This is a genomic window from Cytobacillus firmus DS1 (genome assembly GCF_000565285.1).
GTDB lineage: Bacteria > Bacillota > Bacilli > Bacillales > Cytobacillaceae > Cytobacillus > Cytobacillus firmus_A.
The window spans coordinates 20,786-39,877 of record NZ_APVL01000023.1; the positions used below are offsets into that span (position 1 = coordinate 20,786).

Genomic DNA, 19,092 nt, shown 5'->3' on the forward strand with positions numbered 1-19,092 from the left:
ACAGGCAAAAGGATTTTACTTCACATATTCCGCAACCCTATTCCTGCCAGCCCGCTTAGCTCCAACATATAATGCTCTGTCAGCATGGCGTATTAGGGCCAGTGAATCATCGGCATCTTCAGGTGCAGCAGCTACCCCAAAAGAAGCGGTTATATAAACTTTTGTGCTGCTGCTTCTTCCATCGATGTTCTGCTTAAGTATGAATGGACGATTGGCAATGGTCTGCCTGATAAGCTCAGCCCAGCCTATTGCATCTTCCTTGCTGGTATCAGGCATTAGAACAATAAATTCCTCTCCGCCATATCGGGCAGCAATTCCAGCCGTATCAATTAAATTTGTCAGCCGATCCGCCAGTTCGCAGAGAATTTCATTTCCGCTCTGATGACCGTAAGTATCGTTCACTTTCTTAAAATGATCGATATCAAGTATGATGAGTGAGAGGAGATCCCTTGAACCATTTTGCAATCTGCTGAATTCTTCATTTAGTTTCGCCTCTATATAGCGGTAATTGTATAGCTTCGTTAACGCACAGCGCTCGCTTTTGGCTTTTGTTTCTTCATAGTGCCTGGTATTCTCAATGGCTATTGCAAAATGCGAACACAAAATATCGACAATCATGAGCAGCGACTTTTCATATGCCCTCTTTTTGGTGGAGGAAAGCAGCAGAATCCCCAATATTTCATTACTTCTGATTATAGGAACACAAATGATGCTCTCAGCATCTTCTGGCACGAATTCCTTAGCAATGCTTTTCCATTTCTTTTTTGAATGAAATAGGACAGATTTTCTGGTGTCTAAAACCAATCCGCTGATTCCCTCATTTTTTTTGGTAGGCATTAGATCATTCGGCTTAATTTGGCCATGTTCTATCCGGTAAATGGAATGAAGTTCATCATTATTCTTAATATCTAGGATATAGGCATAATCAACAGGTATCATTTCGCTCAATTTCAAAATGAAAAGCTCCATAACCTCATCAACATCAAGGCGCTCGGCCATCTGATGACTTATTTCTGAGGCTTTTTGAAGGTAATCTATCACCTTTTCACTCGAGTAATAAAGATGAAGTATGATTGAAAGACTTACAAATGGTACACCTACAAACAGGAGTGCAAGAATTCCCACTTCAGAATAAAGAATGTAAAGGATAAGGCCAATTGGGAATGTTATGAGAGAAGTAACTGTTTCCCATATAAGGTCTTTTTCCAAAAAGGATATTTTCCTGCCGTACAATGCAGCCTGAATTACGCTGATTAATATCTGATTTAGTGTAAAGTGAATGACCGGGTAGGCGGCTGCAACCCAGAAATACTGGGGATTGGCTATTAGATCTATGCCTGTTTTGCCTCCCATTGCAAAGTAAGCCAGTCCGCTCAATAAAGAGACTGTAAAGAACAAAAGTGAGTTAAGCGGCAGACGAAACAGCTGATCTTTTTGTATTTTGAGTCTTAAAAGAAGTACCAGGACACCCATCTGGACCATGATTATTTCCGCAAGAAGACCAAAGGTTAAGAAGACTGCCATGGAAACCCATTGAATCAAGAAGATTGGTGTATTATTGACAACCATAGGCATGGAAGAAACGAGAAACATTAAGATAAAAAAGGCAAATAAACTGATTCCCTGTCCTGAAAGATCGGGAGGGTAAAAATGATAGGTTAGCATGAAACCTGCGGGAAATAACAGTATCCATAGCAACCATATTATTTTTTTGGCTCGTGAACTAACTATCTTTTTTCCCCTCCTCCATTTTATTCAGGAAAATAGTCGGATAATAACAACATTTTATCAAATTTTCTAACTTTTGTCATATTTTCATTGATTGTTTTCCAAAAGGTTCAAAAGTTCAGGCTTCACTTCTGATAGGAAGTAAAGGGATCCGGTTATAACAAGGACGCTGTTTTTTCCTAAGTCACACAGTTCAGTTTCCAATAGCTCTTTCCAATCTGAATGAAATTGTTTTCTGCCGTTTTTGCTGAGATTAAATAAATCTTCAGCAGATGCTGCTCTTGGAAAGTTAAATTCTGTAAACATGATGCAGTCTGCAGCAGAATCAAGCTTACTGATCATTTTATCAAGCTTTTTATCAGCCAGCGCTGCAAATACAATCTTTTTGCTTCTATCTCCAAAACGCTTTTCCAGCTCTGCAGTTAAAGCAGATATACCTTCTTCATTATGGGCTCCATCTAATACCACCAGCGGGTCAAGAGATACAATTTCAAATCTGCCGGGCCAGTATGCTATTTTCAATCCGGCTCGTATGTGTTTTTCTTCTATTAAGAAAGAATAAAACTTATTTAATAGCTCTGCTGCCATTACAGCCAGGGAAGCATTTTCTGTCTGGTGTTTCCCGCTCATTCCTGTCTCAAGATCACGGAAATCCTGAAAGACTGTCTCAAGGGAGAATAACTCACCCTGGTCCAGGGATTGATGATCCGAAATAGTAAATTCATTTCCCAGCTGATACACCGGGGACTTTAAGCCTAAAGCTTTATCTTGAATAACAGCGAGTGCTTCTTCCTGTTTAACAGCTGTAATAACACTGATTCCAGGTTTAATTATTCCCGCTTTTTCAAAAGCGATTTTCTCATATGTATCCCCAAGTATGGCTGTATGATCCAGCCCGATGCTTGTAATGATTGATAACACGGGATAGATGATGTTAGTGGAGTCATATCTGCCGCCAAGCCCCACTTCAAACAACACAAGATCCACCGGTCTTACATGGCCAAAATATTGAAAAGCCATGGCGGTAATGATTTCAAACTCGGTTGGACCGCCAAGTTCCGTCTGTTCCAATTCAACAGCAAGCGGGTATATATCATTGGCAAGCTGAACAAGATCTTCATCCCCGATTGGAGTTCCGTTAAGAGAAATACGTTCATTAAATTTCTCAAAATATGGTGATGTAAAGGTCCCGACGGAATAACCCGCCTCTTGAAGAATGGATCTTAAAAATGTAACTGTTGAGCCTTTTCCATTCGTTCCGCCAATATGAACAGACTTAATTCTTCTCTCGGGATGCCCGAGTTTTTCCATCATCCAGTTCATTCTCTGCAGACCCGGCTTCATCCCCAGTCTTAGCCTAGAATGGATCCATTCCAATGCTTCCTCATAAGTAGAAAACATATCCATGCACCTCCGTTATACAGGAAGGAAGACGAATCCATGATGTGGACCCGCCTTCCGCAACTATTAATTATTCGCCTTTTAGCTCTCTGATGCGAGCTTCTACAGCTGCTCTCTTCTCACTGTAGTCTTGTTCTTTTGCTTTTTCTTCCTCAATTACCTTTTCAGGCGCTTTTTTAATAAAGCCTTCGTTTGAAAGTTTTTTCTGGACTCTTTCAACTTCTTTATTTAATTTATCCCATTCCTTCTGAAGACGGGCAACTTCTTCTTCAATGTTAATCAGGCCTTCAAGCGGCAGGATGATTTCTGCTCCAGTCACAACAGCTGTCATCGCCTTATCGGGAGTCTCAACCTCTAGAGCCAATACCAGTTCCTCAGGATTACAGAAGCGTTCAATATAGGCACGATTATTTTCCAGTGTTACAAGAATTTCCTGGTCCTTAGCCCTTACCATCATTTTAATCTTCTTGCTCATCGGCGTGTTCACTTCAGCTCGGCTGTTGCGGACAGAACGGATGATTTCAACAAGCAGCTTCATCTCATTTGCAGCCTGGTTGTCTGTGTATTCATCGTTTACAGCCGGCCACTGGGCAACCGTAATGGATTCGCCTGAATGAGGAAGGTTCTGCCAGATTTCCTCTGTGATAAATGGCATAAATGGATGGAGCAGGCGCATTGTGTTATCCAGAACATATGCCAGGATGGAGCGCGTTGTTTTCTTGGCAGCTTCATCTTCTCCATACAGCGGAAGCTTCGCCATTTCGATATACCAGTCGCAGAAATCATCCCAGATGAAGTTGTACAGGACTCGGCCAACCTCTCCAAACTCATAGCGGTCAGACAATCTTGTAACAGTCTCGATTGTTTCATTCAAACGGGTTAATATCCATTTATCAGCAACTGACTTTTCACCGCTTAAATCAATTTCTTCGAATTTTAATCCATCCATATTCATTAAGGCAAAGCGGGATGCGTTCCAGATTTTATTGGCAAAGTTCCAGGTTGCCTCAACCTTTTCCATGCTGAAGCGAAGATCCTGTCCCGGCGAGCTTCCTGTTGAAAGGAAGTAACGGAGTGAATCGGCACCATACTGGTCGATTACATCCATCGGATCAACGCCATTTCCAAGTGACTTACTCATCTTGCGTCCCTGTGAGTCACGAACAAGACCATGAATTAATACATCCTGGAATGGACGCTCTCCTGTAAATTCGAGACCCTGGAAAATCATTCGTGATACCCAGAAGAAAATAATATCATAGCCTGTTACAAGGGCCGCAGTCGGATAATATCTCTTAAAGTCAGCAGAGTCAGTATCCGGCCAGCCCATCGTTGAAAACGGCCATAATGCTGAACTGAACCATGTATCTAATACATCTTTATCCTGTTCCCAGTTTTCACTATCTTCAGGAGCTTCATGACCAACGTAAACCACACCAGTCTCCTTGTGATACCAGGCCGGGATGCGGTGACCCCACCAAAGCTGGCGTGAAATACACCAGTCGCGGATATTTTCCATCCAGCGCAGATACGTTTTTTCAAATCGCTCCGGAACAAAGTTCACTTTTTCCTCTTTATTTTGAAGCGCTATGGCTTCATCCGCAAGAGGCTGCATTTTTACAAACCATTGGGTTGAAAGGTATGGTTCAACTACTGCACCGCTGCGCTCTGAATGGCCCACAGAATGCATATGCTCTTCAATTTTGAAAAGGACTCCTTCTTCCTGAAGGTCCTTTACGATCTGCTTGCGGCATTCAAAGCGGTCCATACCCTGGTATTTACCGGCTCTCATGTTCATCGTGCCGTCTTCATTCATTACAAGGATTCTTTCAAGATTGTGGCGGTTTCCGATCTCGAAATCATTTGGGTCATGAGCCGGTGTAATTTTTACTGCACCTGACCCGAAATCCATTTCTACATAATCATCAGCAACAATTGGAATTTCCCGTCCTGTGATCGGCAGTTTAACCGTCTTGCCGATTAAATGCTTATAGCGCTCATCTTCCGGGTGTACTGCTACAGCTGTATCGCCAAGCATCGTTTCAGGGCGTGTAGTGGCAATCTCGATATGTCCCGAACCGTCTGTAAGCGGATATCTCATATGGTAGAAAGCACCTTGAACATCCTTATAAATAACTTCGATATCAGAAAGCGCTGTTTTCGTGGACGGATCCCAGTTGATGATGTACTCGCCGCGGTAAATCAATCCTTTTTTATAAAGTGAAACGAAAACCTCTCTGACAGCTTTTGATAAGCCTTCATCAAGGGTAAAGCGTTCACGGCTGTAATCAAGCCCTAATCCAAGCTTTGACCATTGCTGGCGGATATGGCTGGCATATTCCTCTTTCCATTTCCATGTTTCTTCCACAAATTTTTCACGGCCTAAATCATAGCGGCTTTTGCCATCATTGCGCAGCTTTTCTTCCACCTTTGCCTGAGTGGCGATACCCGCATGGTCCATACCAGGAAGCCATAAAACATCGTATCCCTGCATACGCTTCATTCGGGTGAGGATATCCTGCAGCGTCGTATCCCATGCATGGCCGAGATGAAGCTTTCCTGTTACGTTCGGAGGCGGAATCACAATAGTATACGGCTGCTTCGCTTCGTCATCTTTCGCTTCAAAGAACTTCCCTTCCAGCCACCAATCATATCTTCCTTTTTCAATCGCCTGCGGATCATATTTAGTAGGCATTGATAATTCATTGTTCTCCATATGTCATTCTTCCTTTCTAAAAGCAATCAGCAAAAATAAAAAAACTCCACTCGCCATAAAAGGACGAATGGAGTTTGTTTCGCGGTACCACCTTTTTTTCAACCAATAAAGAAAATCCGGGAAAGAAGTTCTTATAGTGGCTGACACTTAAGCAGATAACGGATTTCCCGTCTTTTACTACTTGGCTGCTGCCTTTCGCAAAAGATGCTCTAGGGCGACCTTCCAACGGTTCTGCCTGGATAACCTTTCAGCTGCTGGTTTTCCTCTCTAAAAGGCAAATGGCCATTGTACTCTTCCCTGTCTTAGCATCGATATAAAGTTATATATAAAATATACTACCGAAAAAATACTGTTATAGTCAATAATGATTCCCCAAATTTTTATATATTATTCACTGTCTCCATTTGAAGTGCCGATATATTTGCCCTTATTCATTGCCGTGTGCGTGAACGTTATAGGGGAAAAAATGAAAATAGGCACTTTACGGAAAAATGAATCATAGGATATATATAAGAACATTGGGGAAAGGGGTATGCTCAAATGAGAAGAAAATATAATCCCTACACACTGCCTCCCTGGTTAAGAACTTTCAGGAATGTATGTGCACAATTCATTATCCCGTTCTGTGTTTTTCAAGGCATAAGAACAATTTTACTGCCTACTACCTTCGATGTACTGCTGCTTTCGCTGTTCATCCTGATTGCTATCGCCTTTCATCTTCAATTGGTTTAGGAGCCCGCATCCTTCAGCTTTGGGCTCCTTCCTGTGCTTGAGCTTCTGCTGCCGCTTTTGCTTCCTGTTTTTGCCTCTCAATCTCATCGATTCTCATAACGGCATATTCAATATTTTTCAAAAGCCAATACTGCCTCTGCAGATGCTGGACAGCCTTTCTTTCTCCTCTCTTTCCTTCCCCTTTATAATATTGTTCGCAAGCTTTGATAATAGGACCCGGATGAGCAAAGTAGCTTTGAAACAGCAGCATCTCGTCGTCCCTGAAGGGAAAGTACTTCATATAAGTGTAAATCCATTCTACACATTCTTCCGATCTTTTTGGGTATGTTTTCAGTGTTCTTGATAAAAACGGCAATACATCATGGAGCGGCGACCCCTGTCTTGCATTTTCGAAATTTGTGAAGTAGCCATACCCCCTATCATCGTATAGAAAATGTTCGGTTGAAACTTTTCCATGAATGATGACCGTACGTGCTTTTTCACTTTCCTTTGTCTTTTCATACCAATCTTTAAATTTATTTGTGGAGAATTTTAGTGCCTGGCTGACATCATGGTAATATAGAGAAAACATTAGCTCAAAAGGAGACATATACTCTTTTCTTTCGCAGGCTTCGATGAATCCCTCCAAAAACTCCTTTTCCTTCTCCCATTCCTGTAAGGTATTTTCGTAATGTTCGGTACGGTCTTCTTTTTTTATAGGAACCTCCCGCGAGGATAATGTGTGCAGTCTTGCCAATTCCCTCAGCATCTGCTGATGCCGCTCAAATCTGTCCTCCTTTTCTTCATTGGACATCCAGGGCATTAAATAAAATAATTCATTTTGATGGAGCACAGCATATCTTCCGTCCACCGTTGGGTATATAGGAACTATTCTGTTATAGCCTTTTTGAAAGAGTGTTTGTACATGCCTTATAAAATCCGCTCCACGCTGAGGCTTTATTTTCTTCAAAGCAAACACGCCTTTGCTGCTGTAAATCTTCTGAACTCTCCCAAAATACTCTACAAAATGCGGCTCTAATGAATAATGATTTAAAATGGGAGAGACTTTCTGCAGCCGATTTTTTTCTTCCACCTTAACCACTCACTTTCCAGAATGAAAAAAATATATATTGGTTAAAAGAAAATAGCTGAGCGGGTTATCAATACCTGCTCAGCCTTTTAACCTTTTAATGGGCTACCGCAACAGGAATGTACAGCACTTGCCCTTCATAAATATCCTGATTAATTTCCAGATGATTCACCCTTAATAGCTGCTGCGCCGGTATTTCATACCTTTCAGCAATGCCATCAATTGTATCGCCGTTCTGCACAATGCAAACCTTGAGTTTAACATGTTCTTCTGACTCTTCCTTACGGGCAAAAAACTCCGTTAACGACATGCTTTTCTTTTTGGAGAGTTTCTTTTTCTTAGCTTCCTGTTCTGAAGAGGATGAAGATTCCTCTGTTTCCTCAGGGGTCTGCTGTGCAGCTGCCTGGACAGGTTTCTTTTCAAAAGAGGGGCTATCTGATTCGGACGCTTCCGTCATTTGATAAATTTCCTGTGCAGATGGCGGTGCTTCCTCTTCACTGCGCTGAGAAGAGAAAGATATTTCCGGCGCAGTTTTTGGCGTCTGTTCTTCTTGTCGCTGCTCTTGTGTTACTTCAAGCGCTGTCGGCACTGCAGGTTTAATGACTTCCTGATCTTCCGTTTCAGGCCGCTTTCTTGCTTCTGCCTCAAATGGAATATATACCTCGACTGTCTCCGGCTGCTCTTCCTGCTGTTTCTCGTCCCGAATATTTTCCTCGGCGCCAGCAAATACCTGTTCAGCGGATACTTGTTCCTCCCTTTCTTCCTCCTGGTCCTGTTCTTCCTGCTTATAAGAAGGCCATTCCTGCAGAATCGGCTCTTCTTCCTCTGTCTCCTCCACCGCTTCAGGAGATCTGTACAGAGGCTCTAATTCTTCAGTTTCAGTTTCAGGTTCAGTTTCTTCCTCCCATACTTGAACAGGCACATGCTGCTGATCACCATATAATCCTGTTATGGTTAAATTAGCTGTCAGCTTCATACAGCTTCTTTCCGGCAGAACATAATCGAATGACTCTACTGCAACGTCAATATCGTAAATGCTTTGGATTCTATTATTCGGAATGGTGATATCAACTGGAAAATAGTGTTTGAATTCACAAATTCCTTCGCCCCGTTCTTCAATTGTCTGAACGAATTTGGTAACTGAAAAATCCTCTTGTTCTTCATCGGTTGTTTCTTCATCGCTGCGTCTATACTCTCCTGCCAGTTCCAGTGCTCCCTGGATTGTTACATATTGATCGCTTTCCTGAATTGTTATATTGGGGTCTAACGAGATGGAAATCAGGTCTGACACTTCCTGTCCTTTTTGAAACCATACTGATTCTTCTAAAGAAAATCGTAAGCACGATGGATTCCCCTGAGACAAAGCGACTCCTCCCTTCGAATCTTTGCGTTTAATCACTATGTCATTAACAATCCTATGAGGGATGAGGATACTTTATGATTAGAAAAATAGCGCTTAAAGGGAATAATTGTAAAAAGGTCCTTGAAATATACAGAGTGGGTGAGTCTGAGGTTGGTGTGCCTTCAGACAAGAAAAGCTGAGATCTGAGTTTGTGAGTCCGAAGTTGGTGCACCTTCGGACAAAGAAAGCAGAAATCCGAGTTTGTATGTCCGAAGTTCGTGTGCCTTCAGACAGAACAAGCTAATGACAAGATAAATATGAAAAACACTCATCAAATATGATGAGTGTCAGGTTTTGCTTATTTTAATTTGGAGAATGCCTGTTCAGCAGCCAAGATTGTTTTTTCGATATCCTCATCTGTGTGTGCAGTTGAGAGGAACAGTCCTTCGAATTGGGATGGCGGCAGGAAGACTCCCTGGTTTGCCATTTCCCTGTAGTATTCTGCAAAGAATTCCAGGTTGGATGTTTTGGCTTTTTCATAGTTAATAACGTCTTCATTTGTAAAGAAGATGCCGATCATGGATCCGGCACGGTTGATGGTGTGCGGGATATCATATTTTTCAGCAGCTGCTTTAAGCCCTTCTTCCAGTCTGTCTGCTTTTCTTTCAAATTCTTTGTAGGACTCAGGTGTCAGCTGGCTTAAAGTCTCGAAACCGGCTGTCATGGCAAGAGGATTTCCTGATAATGTTCCTGCCTGGTAAATTGGGCCGCTTGGTGCAATCTGCTTCATTATTTCAGCTTTTCCGCCATATGCACCGACTGGGAGACCGCCGCCAATTACTTTTCCAAGACATGTAATGTCCGGTGTCACTCCAAAATAGCCCTGCGCGCAATTGTAGCCTACACGGAATCCGGTCATTACTTCATCAAAAATAAGCAGGGATCCGTTTTGCTCAGTAATTTCTCTTAAGCCTTCAAGGAAACCCGGCTGTGGAGGAACGACTCCCATATTTCCAGCTACCGGCTCCACAATTACACCTGCAATATCATCTCCGAATTGCTCAAAGGCATATCTTACGCTTTCAAGGTCATTATAAGGAACTGTAATTGTGTTTTTAGCAACACCTTCAGGAACTCCCGGACTGTCAGGCAGCCCTAATGTTGCTACACCGGAGCCGGCTTTGATTAATAGGGAATCGCCGTGGCCATGATAACAGCCTTCAAATTTCATGATTTTATTTCGGCCGGTATATCCTCTGGCAAGTCTTAAAGCACTCATGGTAGCTTCAGTTCCGGAAGAAACCATACGCACCACTTCGATTGAAGGGACGCGCTCAATAACAAGCTTAGCAAGCTCGTTTTCAATTTCAGTAGGAGCACCGAAGCTTGTCCCCATTTCAGCTACTTTTTTAATACCCTCGACCACACGTTCATTCGTATGGCCCAGAATTAACGGGCCCCAGGACAATACATAATCGATATATTCATTGCCATCGATATCGTAGATTTTAGAGCCGCGTCCGCGTTCCATAAAAATGGGATCCATATTAACTGATTTAAAGGCACGCACAGGAGAGTTTACTCCTCCAGGCATCAATTCGCTTGCCTCTTTAAAAGCCTTGTTAGATTTTTCATAAGAGCGCATGTCATCCCTCTTTTCTATTTAATAAGAAGTTTTCAATAGCTAACGGTCTATAGTTTTAGCCTTGTTCCTTAATCCACCTTGCCGCATCTTTTGCATGGTAAGTAATAATTAAATCACTTCCTGCACGCTTCATGCCTGTAAGCATTTCCATAACTATTTTCTGTTCATCAATCCAGCCGTTCTGTGCCGCAGCTTTAACCATTGAATATTCACCGCTCACATTATAAATCACAATTGGCAGATTGATGTTGTTCTTAACGTCCCGTACAATGTCCAAATAAGGCATTCCCGGCTTAACAATCAGGAAGTCAGCGCCTTCCATTAAATCAGATTCAGCTTCGCGCATGGCTTCCATGCGGTTGGCTGGATCCATCTGATATGCTTTCCGGTCGCCAAATTGCGGTGTGCTGTCAGCTGCATCTCGGAAAGGACCATAGAATGCAGATGAGTATTTAACTGCATAAGACATAACCGGGATATCTTCAAATCCGGCTTCATCAAGACCTGCCCGGATGGCTGCTGTAAACCCATCCATCATATTTGAAGGGGCAATAATGTCTGCTCCTGCTTTAGCCTGGCTTACAGCCGTCTGCACAAGCAGTTCCAGAGATGCATCATTCAGCACTTCTCCATTTTCAATCAAACCGCAATGGCCATGGTCCGTATACTCGCAAAGGCAAGTATCAGCGATAATAATGATTTCCGGATATTTAGCTTTAATAAATCTTGTAGCTTCCTGTACGATTCCATGATCATGATAAGCCTGCTGCCCGCATGCATCTTTCTCTTTAGGAATTCCAAATAAGAGAACGGACTTTATTCCAAGAGAAACAACTTCATTCATCTCCTCTTCCAGATGATCCAGCGATAAGTTGAAGATGCCCGGCATTGAAGGTATTTCTCTTTTAATGCCTTCTCCTTCTGCCACGAAAATCGGATAAATTAAATCCTCTGTACGCAAGAAGTTTTCACGGATAAGCGCTCTCATATTCGGACTTTTACGAAGGCGTCTATGCCTGTTAAATTGAAGTTCCATTACTTTTCCTCCTGGTTTCTGTTAAGTATCTAATAATGCTATTTAGCATGCTATGTACTGTATATTCTTCCGGAACCGCATGTACCTGCAGGCCATATGACTCTGCACGTTCTTTAGTCACTGGGCCGATGCAGCCCACCACACTGTCTTTTACAGCATTCATAAGTCCAAGCTCCTTAACAGCTCCCATAAAATGATCCACTGTGGAAGGACTGGTAAAAGGAAGAATGTCTAACCCTTTTCCTGAAAGCTGATCTTTTAACAGACTGATGCTTTCACGTGGAAAAACAGTTTTATAAACAATAATTTCATCAACATTTGCACCCTTTTCAGAGAGAGATGCTGCGATATAGTCACGTGCAAGATTTCCTTTAGGGATCAATACCTTCATCCCTTTTTCTACTAATGGCAAAAAATCCTCAACAAACTCTTCAGCAACATATTTTCCGGGCACAAACTGCACCTTTAATCCCTTGTCGGCAAGCAATTTTTTAGTTTTCTCGCCGATAACCGCTATTTTAGGGAAGGGGCTGCTTAGAGTAAAATTTTCAAAAAAAGCATCCACAGCAGTTTTGCTTGTGAATATCACCCAGTCATAAGTATGAATTTGCTTATGGGCCTGAAATAAAGCTATATCCCGCAAAGGCTCGAAAGCAATCAGGGGGATCTCAAACGGCATCCCCCCATAGCTTCGGATAAGTGCTGAAAAGGACTGAGCCTCTTTTTTCCCTCTTGGCACCAGAACATTCATGCCTTCTAAAGGGGAAGTTCGTTTCATTGCCCGTCAAGCTCCTCTTTTACCCTGTCGATAAGCTCTTTAGCTCCCTGTTCGGTTAACTTAACAGCCACCTTAACACCAAGCTCTTCCGGGTTTGAACCTGTTAATGTCTCCTTATAAATCACTTTTCCATCAGGAGAGCCTACAAGGCCTGTTAACTCCAATACCCCGGTTTCCTTAATTGTTGCAAACCCTGCAATTGGAACCTGGCAGCCGCCTTCCATCTTATGCAGGAACGCACGCTCAGCACGCACAGTCTGGTTCGTCTCAGGGCATGTGAATTTATCCAGCAATGCCCGAAGCTCCTTATCACTTTCACGGCACTCTATGGAAAGTGCTCCCTGGCCAACAGCCGGCACACAGATCTCCGGCTCCAGGAATTCCGTAACAACATCCGATGCCCAGCCCATCCTGGATAGACCTGCTGCCGCAAGAATGATTGCATCATATTCTTCCGTTTCCAGTTTGGATAATCGGGTATCTATGTTTCCTCTGATCCACTTAATCTCGAGATCCGGACGCTGCGCCAGTAGCTGTGCCCCTCTGCGCAGGCTGCTTGTTCCAATTGTAGATCCCGGCTTTAAGACATTCAGTTTGATATGCCCTTTTGAAATGAGTGCATCCCGATGGTCTTCCCTTTCAGGAATGCTTCCAATTGTCAGACCTTTCGGAAGAACAGCAGGCATATCCTTCATGCTATGTACAGCCATATCAATTTCCTCATCAAGCATGGCCTGTTCAATTTCCTTTACGAATAAACCTTTTCCTCCGACCTTTGAAAGGGTAACATCAAGAATTTTATCACCTTTAGTGACAATTTCCTTCACTTCAAATTCAAAGGATGGATCGATGTTTTTCAATTGGCTGATCACCCAGTTGGTCTGAGTTAATGCCAGCTTGCTTCGTCTTGAACCTACAATTATTTTTCTCATGACAGCCTCCTGCAATTATGTCTGGCAGCGAACAGCCGCCTCCGCTTTTCTTTATTGTCCAGCTCCGGCTCTGGCCCCTCGAGGTCATAAGCTGTTCTGCTCTGCGGCAAACTGCGCCGCGGCCGCAGACCATCTTATGCTTGTCGGGGCCGAACAGTCGCCTCCGCTTTTCTATGAATACCAAAAATGGAAAGATGAAAGTTTGCCAAATAAAAAGAAGTTAATTAATACAATTAAAAATGAAGCTAAATTCCAGAGTGCTAAAGATTTTCCATATAAGCCCTTTCCGACTTTCATATAGAGATAAATACTATATAAAGCCAGGACAATGAATGAACCGATTACCTTGGAGTCATACCAGACCATATGCGGCAGTTTAATGTATGCCCACTGGATGCCTAAAATTAAACTTATCATCAGCATAGGTACACCGATTACATTTAATACATAGGACATATGTTCAAGCTTTGACAAATCCGTTATCCGGAGCAGCCTCGTTCCCCACTTTTTCCTTTTCAGCAAATCATATTGTATAAGATACAGCAATGAAAAAACGAAGGAGAGCGAGAATGCCCCATATGAAAGAATCGCAACTGTTATATGAATCAGCAGCAGCTCTGATATGAGCTGCTGCGCTTTGACAGCCGAATCAATCTGCACAGGTGCGAATGTATGGATCGCCATTATGATAAAGCCAAGAACATTTGTAAAAAAGACGATAAAATCAACTCTAAGCAGCCTGTTAATTCCCAAAGAAAGAGTGATAAGCACCCAGGCATAAAAATACAGGCCCTCAAAAATGGTCAATACGGGAAATCTTCCTGTATTAATCATATAAAGAATTAGGAACACCGTTTGAAGCACCCATACAAATGCAAGTAACCAGAAGGCAATTCTATTCGCCTTCCGGTTATGATGAAGAAAATCAATAAAATATAATAAGACACATAAGGCATACAGAACCACCGTGAATTCATGCAGCCGTGTCATATAGATGTCAAACATGGACAGAACCCCTTTTATGATTGAAAGGAAGTCTGCTGTGATTGAGCGAATGCGTGCTTTGGTTTAGCTGCTGCGTGCACGTTCTGCTGATCTGAAACAAGTTCTTCTATATTAAAGATTTTTACAAACAAATCTAATGCCTGTTCGGAATCTTTCTGTCCAGCCATTTCTTTAGCTTGTAAAATAGGATCCTTTAATAGCTGATTGATAATGCTCTTTGTATGCTTGTTCAGCACTTTTTTATCACGATCACTCAAATGCGGCAGCTTTCTTTCAATGCTTGTCATGGTTTCACTCTGTATAGCCAGTGCTTTCTCACGCAAGGCAGAAATGACCGGAACAACACCAAGCAGGTTCAGCCACTGCTTGAATTCAACAATCTCTCCTTCAATCATAAGCTGAATCTTTTCGGCTGCCTTTTTACGCTCCTGAAGGTTTGCTTCAACAATGCCTTCAAGATCATCAATATCATATAGGAAAACACTGTCCAGGTCTGCCAGTTTCGGATCCAGGTCTCTTGGAACAGCAATATCAACCATAAATAGAGGCTTGCCTTTACGCATTCTTTCTGCGTAAGCCATCATATCCTTTGTGACAACAAATTCTTTGGCCCCTGTAGAACTGATTAAAATATCAGCTTCAACAAGAGCACACTGAAGCTCATGCAGCGTTTTTGCCTGGCCCGCATAGCGGCTTGCAAGATTCTGTGCTTTTTCAAATGTACGGTTAATTACTGTTACTTTGCTGGCTCCGTTGGCATGAAGATTTTGGATTGCCAGCTCACCCATTTTACCGGCTCCTAATATTAGAACATGTTTATTTTCGAGTGATCCAAAAATCTTCTTAGCCAGTTCCACTGCTGCATAGCTGACAGATACTGCATTTGCTCCTATATCCGTTTCGGAGTGTGCACGCTTAGCAAGCGTTACTGCCTGCTTAAACAAGTGGTTAAAGACGGTACCGGTTGAATTTTCCGATTGAGCTCCCAGGAAACTAGACCTTACCTGTCCTAAAATCTGTGTCTCGCCAAGGATCATGGAGTTTAGGCCGCATGCTACTTTGAATAGATGCTCTATTGCCCCATCCCCTTCATAAATAAATAGGAATGGAGAAAATTCATTCTGATCCATATTGAAATGTTCTGCCAAAAATTCCTTTATATAATAGCGGCCAGTATGAAGCTGGTCCACAACTGCATAAATTTCGGTCCGATTGCAAGTAGACAGAATGACATTCTCTAAAATGCTTTTTTTGTCATTTAAAGTCTTCATTGCCTCGCCCAATTGTGAAGGATTAAAGGTTAGACGTTCACGGATTTCAACAGGGGCAGTTTTATAGTTAAGACCGACGACTAAGATATGCATTGAAATTGACACCCCCAGAATTATTGCCTAGTTCATTAATATTAATTATATCATTTCTATTTTTTCAATTAATGCTTAAATGTGAACAGATAATGAACACATATGATACTATATTTTAAACGGGAGCCTTGTATAAGGTAATCTTAAAATAGACAAATACTCCCTTATGTACAGTAACAAAAAAACTTGCCGGATTCAAGTGAACCTTATTGGAAGTGGTGTTTTTCATGAAAAATCAGCGTGTTTTCCCAGGAATTATTTTACTCGGATTTGGAGCCTACTTTTTTCTCCAGCAGAGCGGATTTACTGCCTTACAGTCTTTTTATTCCTGGCCGACTCTTCTAATTATCGTCGGAGCAGCCTTTTTAATTCAGGGATATGGCGCAAGGGATTACGACTCCATATTGCCAGGGGTTATTTTAACCGGATTTGGCCTGCATTTTCATGTGGTGAACCGCCTCGAAATTTGGCCGGATCATATTGGTACATTCATTCTTATTATTGCTCTAGGCTTCCTTCTTCGGCACCAGAAAACAGGAGCAGGATTATTTCAGGGCATCTTATTCTTAATTCTTGCCGCATTGCTCCTGTTTTATGACAGAGTAGCTGAGTGGATGGGACTTCTTGATAACGGCGTCTCTGATGTTTGGCAGTTTTGGCCAATCCTTTTAATGTTAATTGGATTATATTTTTTATTATCAAAGAAAAAATAAGGCTCTTTTCGTATATATTGCTGTTTTTGGCCTATAAATGTTGTCCGTTGCTTTCCGCGGGGCTGGCGGTGAGCCTCCTCAACGCAGCGCGTCTGCGGGGTCTCACCTGTCCCGCTACTCCCCCAGGACGTTGATTAAGCTTCCTAGAGTATACGGAGACGAAGAAAATGCGAATGCATTTTCGAGGATCTCGCACCTTCCGCTACAAACAACTCAGCAAATAAGATAAAAACCAGCCAAAAAATAAAAGACAGGGATATTTAGCTTTTCCCTGTCTTTTACCATTCAAACTGTCTAGAGAACCGAATCCAAGAAATTTTTGGTTCTCTGCTCTTTTGGATTGTTAAACAAATCCTCCGGATGCCCCACTTCTACAATTCTTCCGTCATGCATATAAACTGCCCAGTCTGCTACTTCTCTTGCAAAGCCCATTTCATGGGTGACGACGACCATTGTCATCCCTTCAAGGGCGAGCTCTTTCATTGTGGAAAGCACTTCCCCCACAAGCTCGGGATCAAGTGCCGATGTCGGCTCATCAAAAAGCATGATATCGGGCTTCATTGCCAGCGCTCTAGCAATGGCTACACGCTGTTTTTGTCCGCCCGAAAGTTTTGATGGATATACATTCTCCTTATCAGAAAGCCCTACTTTTTTTAATAGGTCCTGGGCATCTTTTTTTACTTGATCCTTTGGAAGCTTTTTCACATGTAATGGTGCTTCCATCACATTTTCGAGAACAGTCATATGAGGAAATAAATGAAAATGCTGAAAAACCATTCCTACTTTTTCTCTTACTTTATTTAGATCATGTGTTTCTTTTTCAACCTTTTCGCCCTCAAAAATGATATTGCCGCTGTCCTTTAATTCTAGAAAGTTCAAGCAGCGGAGAAGTGTACTTTTACCTGACCCGCTTGCACCGATCAGGCAAACAACATCACTTTCTTTTACTGTTATGTCAATGTCCTTTAGTACGTGCAGATCCCCGAATGATTTGTTCAATTTTTCTACTTTGATCATATACGATTCACTCATGCCTTCATTCCCCCTTAATCACTGCTTGCCATTCTTTTCTCAATCATATTTACAAGGATAGAGAAAATAAGTACAAGTACTAAATAGTAAACAGCTACGATCAGCAGATAGCTCATGTAGTCATATTCATTGGAACCGTAAGTCGTGGCCACATTAAAGAGCTCGTACATGCCGATAAAGGAAGCAAGTGATGAATCCTTCAAAGCAATGATAAATTGATTGCCAAGAGGCGGCATAGCCCTGCGGAAGGCCTGAGGCAGAATGATCCTTCTCATTGCAAGGCCAGCAGTCATACCCAGTGAACGCCCTGCTTCCATTTGTCCTTTGTCGATGGATTGAATGGAGCCCCTGAAAATTTCGGCTATATAGGCACCATTGTGAAAAGCAAGTCCAAGGACAACTGACCAAAACTGTGAAATATCCAATGCTGTCAAACCGAAATAGAAGATGAAAATCTGAACAACAAGCGGCGTTCCCCTTACAAGGAAAATATAGATGTCCGCAATCCATTCCAGAACTTTCACTCTTGATATCTTTAAAAAGGCAAAAAACAACCCGATAAAAATGGCAATAAACACCGATACAATGGTTAATTGAAAGGTTAAGAGCATCCCCTTTAAAAATACGGGATAGGTATCAATAAACTTTGTAAATAAATCCACAAAAATCCCCCTTCAGATGGCAATTTCATTTTGTGTAAAAAAACAAAACAGGCGAATGCCTGATACACATCCGCCCGCAATGTTATTCCTTCTCAGGATCAACTGTTATATCTTCACCGATATATTTTTTGCTGATTTCTGTGAGTGTTCCATTCTCGCGAAGTGTTTCAAGAGCTTCATTCACTTTTTCGAGCAGCTCTTTATTATCCTTTGCAACTGCAATTGCCTGCTCACTGCGGCCAAGGAGCTCTTTGCCTTCAATTTTCATGCCGGCGCCAATTGCTTCTTTGCCTGTAACAAAATCAGTGATAACAGCATCATGTTTTCCCTTGCTCAATGCTTCCAGGGCGACAACATCACTGTCATAAAACTGAATGTTATCTGTCACTTCCTCTGCATTTGCCGTGTATGTAGATCCTTTGGATACTGCTATCTCCTTGCCTTCGAGATCAGACAGTGTCTCAATCGTGCTATCCGGACGCACATATATTTGCGGGCCTGAATAGTAATATGGAGTTGAAAAATTGACTGCTTTCAAACGTTCTTCCGTAATGGTGTGGCTGGCCACCGCTGCATCAAAGCGGCCTGACTTAACTCCCTCCACAATACCGCCGAACTTAAATTTATTCTGAACCGGCTCAAGCCCGAGTTCTTTTGCTACAGCCTCGGCTACATCAATATCAAAGCCGCTCATGCTTCCATCATCATTTGTATAACTAAAAGGTTTGAACTCTCCTGAAGCCGCGTACGTAAATTTGTCTTCGTCTACAAGGTCCATTCCGCTTTTAGACGCTTCCTCTGATCCGCATGCCGCCAGGACCAATACAAAAGTAGCTGCTATGATTCCTTTTAACCAATGTCTCACTAGTCTAAATTCCCCCTTCATTATCTCTCTTTTTTATGTGCCCTTTAACTCTATCATTATTTATGAATATTC

16 protein-coding genes and 1 other annotated feature are annotated in these 19,092 nt (G+C 42.3%); of the genes, 2 read left to right on the top strand and 14 right to left on the bottom strand.

Annotated elements, in window-relative coordinates; all coding sequences use genetic code 11:
- Positions 1-15: 15 nt before the first annotated feature.
- From PBF_RS21055 to PBF_RS21065, 3 genes are all read right to left on the bottom strand, one after another.
- Complete coding sequence (locus tag PBF_RS21055) at positions 16-1,665, bottom strand: sensor domain-containing diguanylate cyclase (protein ID WP_035332612.1); 1,650 nt, start codon at positions 1,663-1,665, stop codon at positions 16-18.
- Positions 1,666-1,815: 150 nt separating this feature from the next.
- Positions 1,816-3,129, bottom strand: coding sequence for a bifunctional folylpolyglutamate synthase/dihydrofolate synthase (locus PBF_RS21060; protein WP_035332613.1), 1,314 nt, complete (start codon positions 3,127-3,129; stop codon positions 1,816-1,818).
- Between the two features lie 70 nt (positions 3,130-3,199).
- On the bottom strand, positions 3,200-5,845 hold the full coding sequence (locus tag PBF_RS21065) for a valine--tRNA ligase (RefSeq protein ID WP_035332615.1): 2,646 nt from the start codon (positions 5,843-5,845) through the stop codon (positions 3,200-3,202).
- A 56-nt stretch (positions 5,846-5,901) separates the two neighbouring features.
- Positions 5,902-6,158: a binding site (T-box leader), on the bottom strand.
- A 227-nt stretch (positions 6,159-6,385) separates the two neighbouring features.
- Here PBF_RS21065 and PBF_RS21070 point away from each other — a divergent pair.
- On the top strand, positions 6,386-6,577 hold the full coding sequence (locus PBF_RS21070) for a hypothetical protein (protein ID WP_019380294.1): 192 nt from the start codon (positions 6,386-6,388) through the stop codon (positions 6,575-6,577).
- Positions 6,578-6,590: 13 nt separating this feature from the next.
- Here PBF_RS21070 and ysxE read toward each other — a convergent pair whose 3' ends face one another.
- The 8 genes from ysxE to hemA all read right to left on the bottom strand — a co-directional run bounded on the left by ysxE (position 6,591) and on the right by hemA (position 15,748).
- Complete coding sequence (gene ysxE, locus PBF_RS21075; RefSeq protein ID WP_035332618.1) at positions 6,591-7,649, bottom strand: spore coat protein YsxE; 1,059 nt, start codon at positions 7,647-7,649, stop codon at positions 6,591-6,593.
- A gap of 94 nt (positions 7,650-7,743) precedes the next feature.
- The gene (gene spoVID / locus PBF_RS21080; RefSeq protein WP_035332619.1) at positions 7,744-9,009 is read right to left on the bottom strand and encodes a stage VI sporulation protein D; all 1,266 of its coding nucleotides are present in this window, start codon (positions 9,007-9,009) and stop codon (positions 7,744-7,746) included.
- A 337-nt stretch (positions 9,010-9,346) separates the two neighbouring features.
- Positions 9,347-10,633, bottom strand: coding sequence for a glutamate-1-semialdehyde 2,1-aminomutase (gene hemL, locus PBF_RS21085; protein WP_035332620.1), 1,287 nt, complete (start codon positions 10,631-10,633; stop codon positions 9,347-9,349).
- 55 nt (positions 10,634-10,688) lie between these two features.
- A complete protein-coding gene (gene hemB, locus PBF_RS21090; RefSeq protein ID WP_035332621.1) occupies positions 10,689-11,669 on the bottom strand; it encodes a porphobilinogen synthase in 981 nt (326 codons plus the stop codon).
- Positions 11,653-12,447 carry a uroporphyrinogen-III synthase gene (locus tag PBF_RS21095; RefSeq protein WP_035332622.1) on the bottom strand — a complete coding sequence of 265 codons (795 nt, stop codon included), beginning with the start codon at positions 12,445-12,447 and terminating at the stop codon, positions 11,653-11,655. Before PBF_RS21095 ends, hemB begins: the two co-directional genes overlap by 17 nt.
- Positions 12,444-13,379, bottom strand: a complete 936-nt coding sequence (gene hemC, locus PBF_RS21100; protein WP_035332623.1) for a hydroxymethylbilane synthase — start codon at positions 13,377-13,379, stop codon at positions 12,444-12,446. Before hemC ends, PBF_RS21095 begins: the two co-directional genes overlap by 4 nt.
- Positions 13,380-13,550: 171 nt before the next feature.
- Entirely contained in the window at positions 13,551-14,384 is an 834-nt protein-coding gene (locus PBF_RS21105) for a cytochrome c biogenesis protein (RefSeq protein ID WP_035332624.1), read from the bottom strand.
- Positions 14,385-14,398: 14 nt separating this feature from the next.
- Complete coding sequence (hemA, locus tag PBF_RS21110) at positions 14,399-15,748, bottom strand: glutamyl-tRNA reductase (protein WP_035332625.1); 1,350 nt, start codon at positions 15,746-15,748, stop codon at positions 14,399-14,401.
- Between the two features lie 227 nt (positions 15,749-15,975).
- Here hemA and PBF_RS21115 point away from each other — a divergent pair, with 227 nt between their 5' ends.
- Entirely contained in the window at positions 15,976-16,461 is a 486-nt protein-coding gene (locus tag PBF_RS21115) for a LiaI-LiaF-like domain-containing protein (protein WP_035332626.1), read from the top strand.
- Positions 16,462-16,755: 294 nt separating this feature from the next.
- Here PBF_RS21115 and PBF_RS21120 read toward each other — a convergent pair whose 3' ends face one another.
- The 3 genes from PBF_RS21120 to PBF_RS21130 form a co-directional block, all read right to left on the bottom strand.
- Positions 16,756-17,493 (bottom strand): amino acid ABC transporter ATP-binding protein, encoded by a 738-nt coding sequence (locus PBF_RS21120; protein ID WP_009333161.1) that lies wholly within the window; start codon positions 17,491-17,493, stop codon positions 16,756-16,758.
- Between the two features lie 14 nt (positions 17,494-17,507).
- Positions 17,508-18,155, bottom strand: coding sequence for an amino acid ABC transporter permease (locus PBF_RS21125; protein WP_035332627.1), 648 nt, complete (start codon positions 18,153-18,155; stop codon positions 17,508-17,510).
- Positions 18,156-18,237: 82 nt separating this feature from the next.
- The gene (locus PBF_RS21130) at positions 18,238-19,020 is read right to left on the bottom strand and encodes a transporter substrate-binding domain-containing protein (RefSeq protein ID WP_035332628.1); all 783 of its coding nucleotides are present in this window, start codon (positions 19,018-19,020) and stop codon (positions 18,238-18,240) included.
- Positions 19,021-19,092 lie beyond the last annotated feature (72 nt).

Bases quoted from the DNA above. Each gene is read 5' to 3' on its own strand.
- PBF_RS21070 (WP_019380294.1), top strand. From the start codon at position 6,386: ATGAGAAGAAAATATAATCCCTACACACTGCCTCCCTGGTTAAGAACT.
- PBF_RS21060 (WP_035332613.1), bottom strand. From the start codon at position 3,129: ATGTTTTCTACTTATGAGGAAGCATTGGAATGGATCCATTCTAGGCTA.
- PBF_RS21055 (WP_035332612.1), bottom strand. From the start codon at position 1,665: ATGCTAACCTATCATTTTTACCCTCCCGATCTTTCAGGACAGGGAATC.
- PBF_RS21095 (WP_035332622.1), bottom strand. From the start codon at position 12,447: ATGAAACGAACTTCCCCTTTAGAAGGCATGAATGTTCTGGTGCCAAGA.
- PBF_RS21115 (WP_035332626.1), top strand. From the start codon at position 15,976: ATGAAAAATCAGCGTGTTTTCCCAGGAATTATTTTACTCGGATTTGGA.
- PBF_RS21105 (WP_035332624.1), bottom strand. From the start codon at position 14,384: ATGTTTGACATCTATATGACACGGCTGCATGAATTCACGGTGGTTCTG.
- PBF_RS21065 (WP_035332615.1), bottom strand. From the start codon at position 5,845: ATGGAGAACAATGAATTATCAATGCCTACTAAATATGATCCGCAGGCG.
- hemC (WP_035332623.1), bottom strand. From the start codon at position 13,379: ATGAGAAAAATAATTGTAGGTTCAAGACGAAGCAAGCTGGCATTAACT.
- PBF_RS21120 (WP_009333161.1), bottom strand. From the start codon at position 17,493: ATGAGTGAATCGTATATGATCAAAGTAGAAAAATTGAACAAATCATTC.
- hemA (WP_035332625.1), bottom strand. From the start codon at position 15,748: ATGCATATCTTAGTCGTCGGTCTTAACTATAAAACTGCCCCTGTTGAA.
- hemL (WP_035332620.1), bottom strand. From the start codon at position 10,633: ATGCGCTCTTATGAAAAATCTAACAAGGCTTTTAAAGAGGCAAGCGAA.
- hemB (WP_035332621.1), bottom strand. From the start codon at position 11,669: ATGGAACTTCAATTTAACAGGCATAGACGCCTTCGTAAAAGTCCGAAT.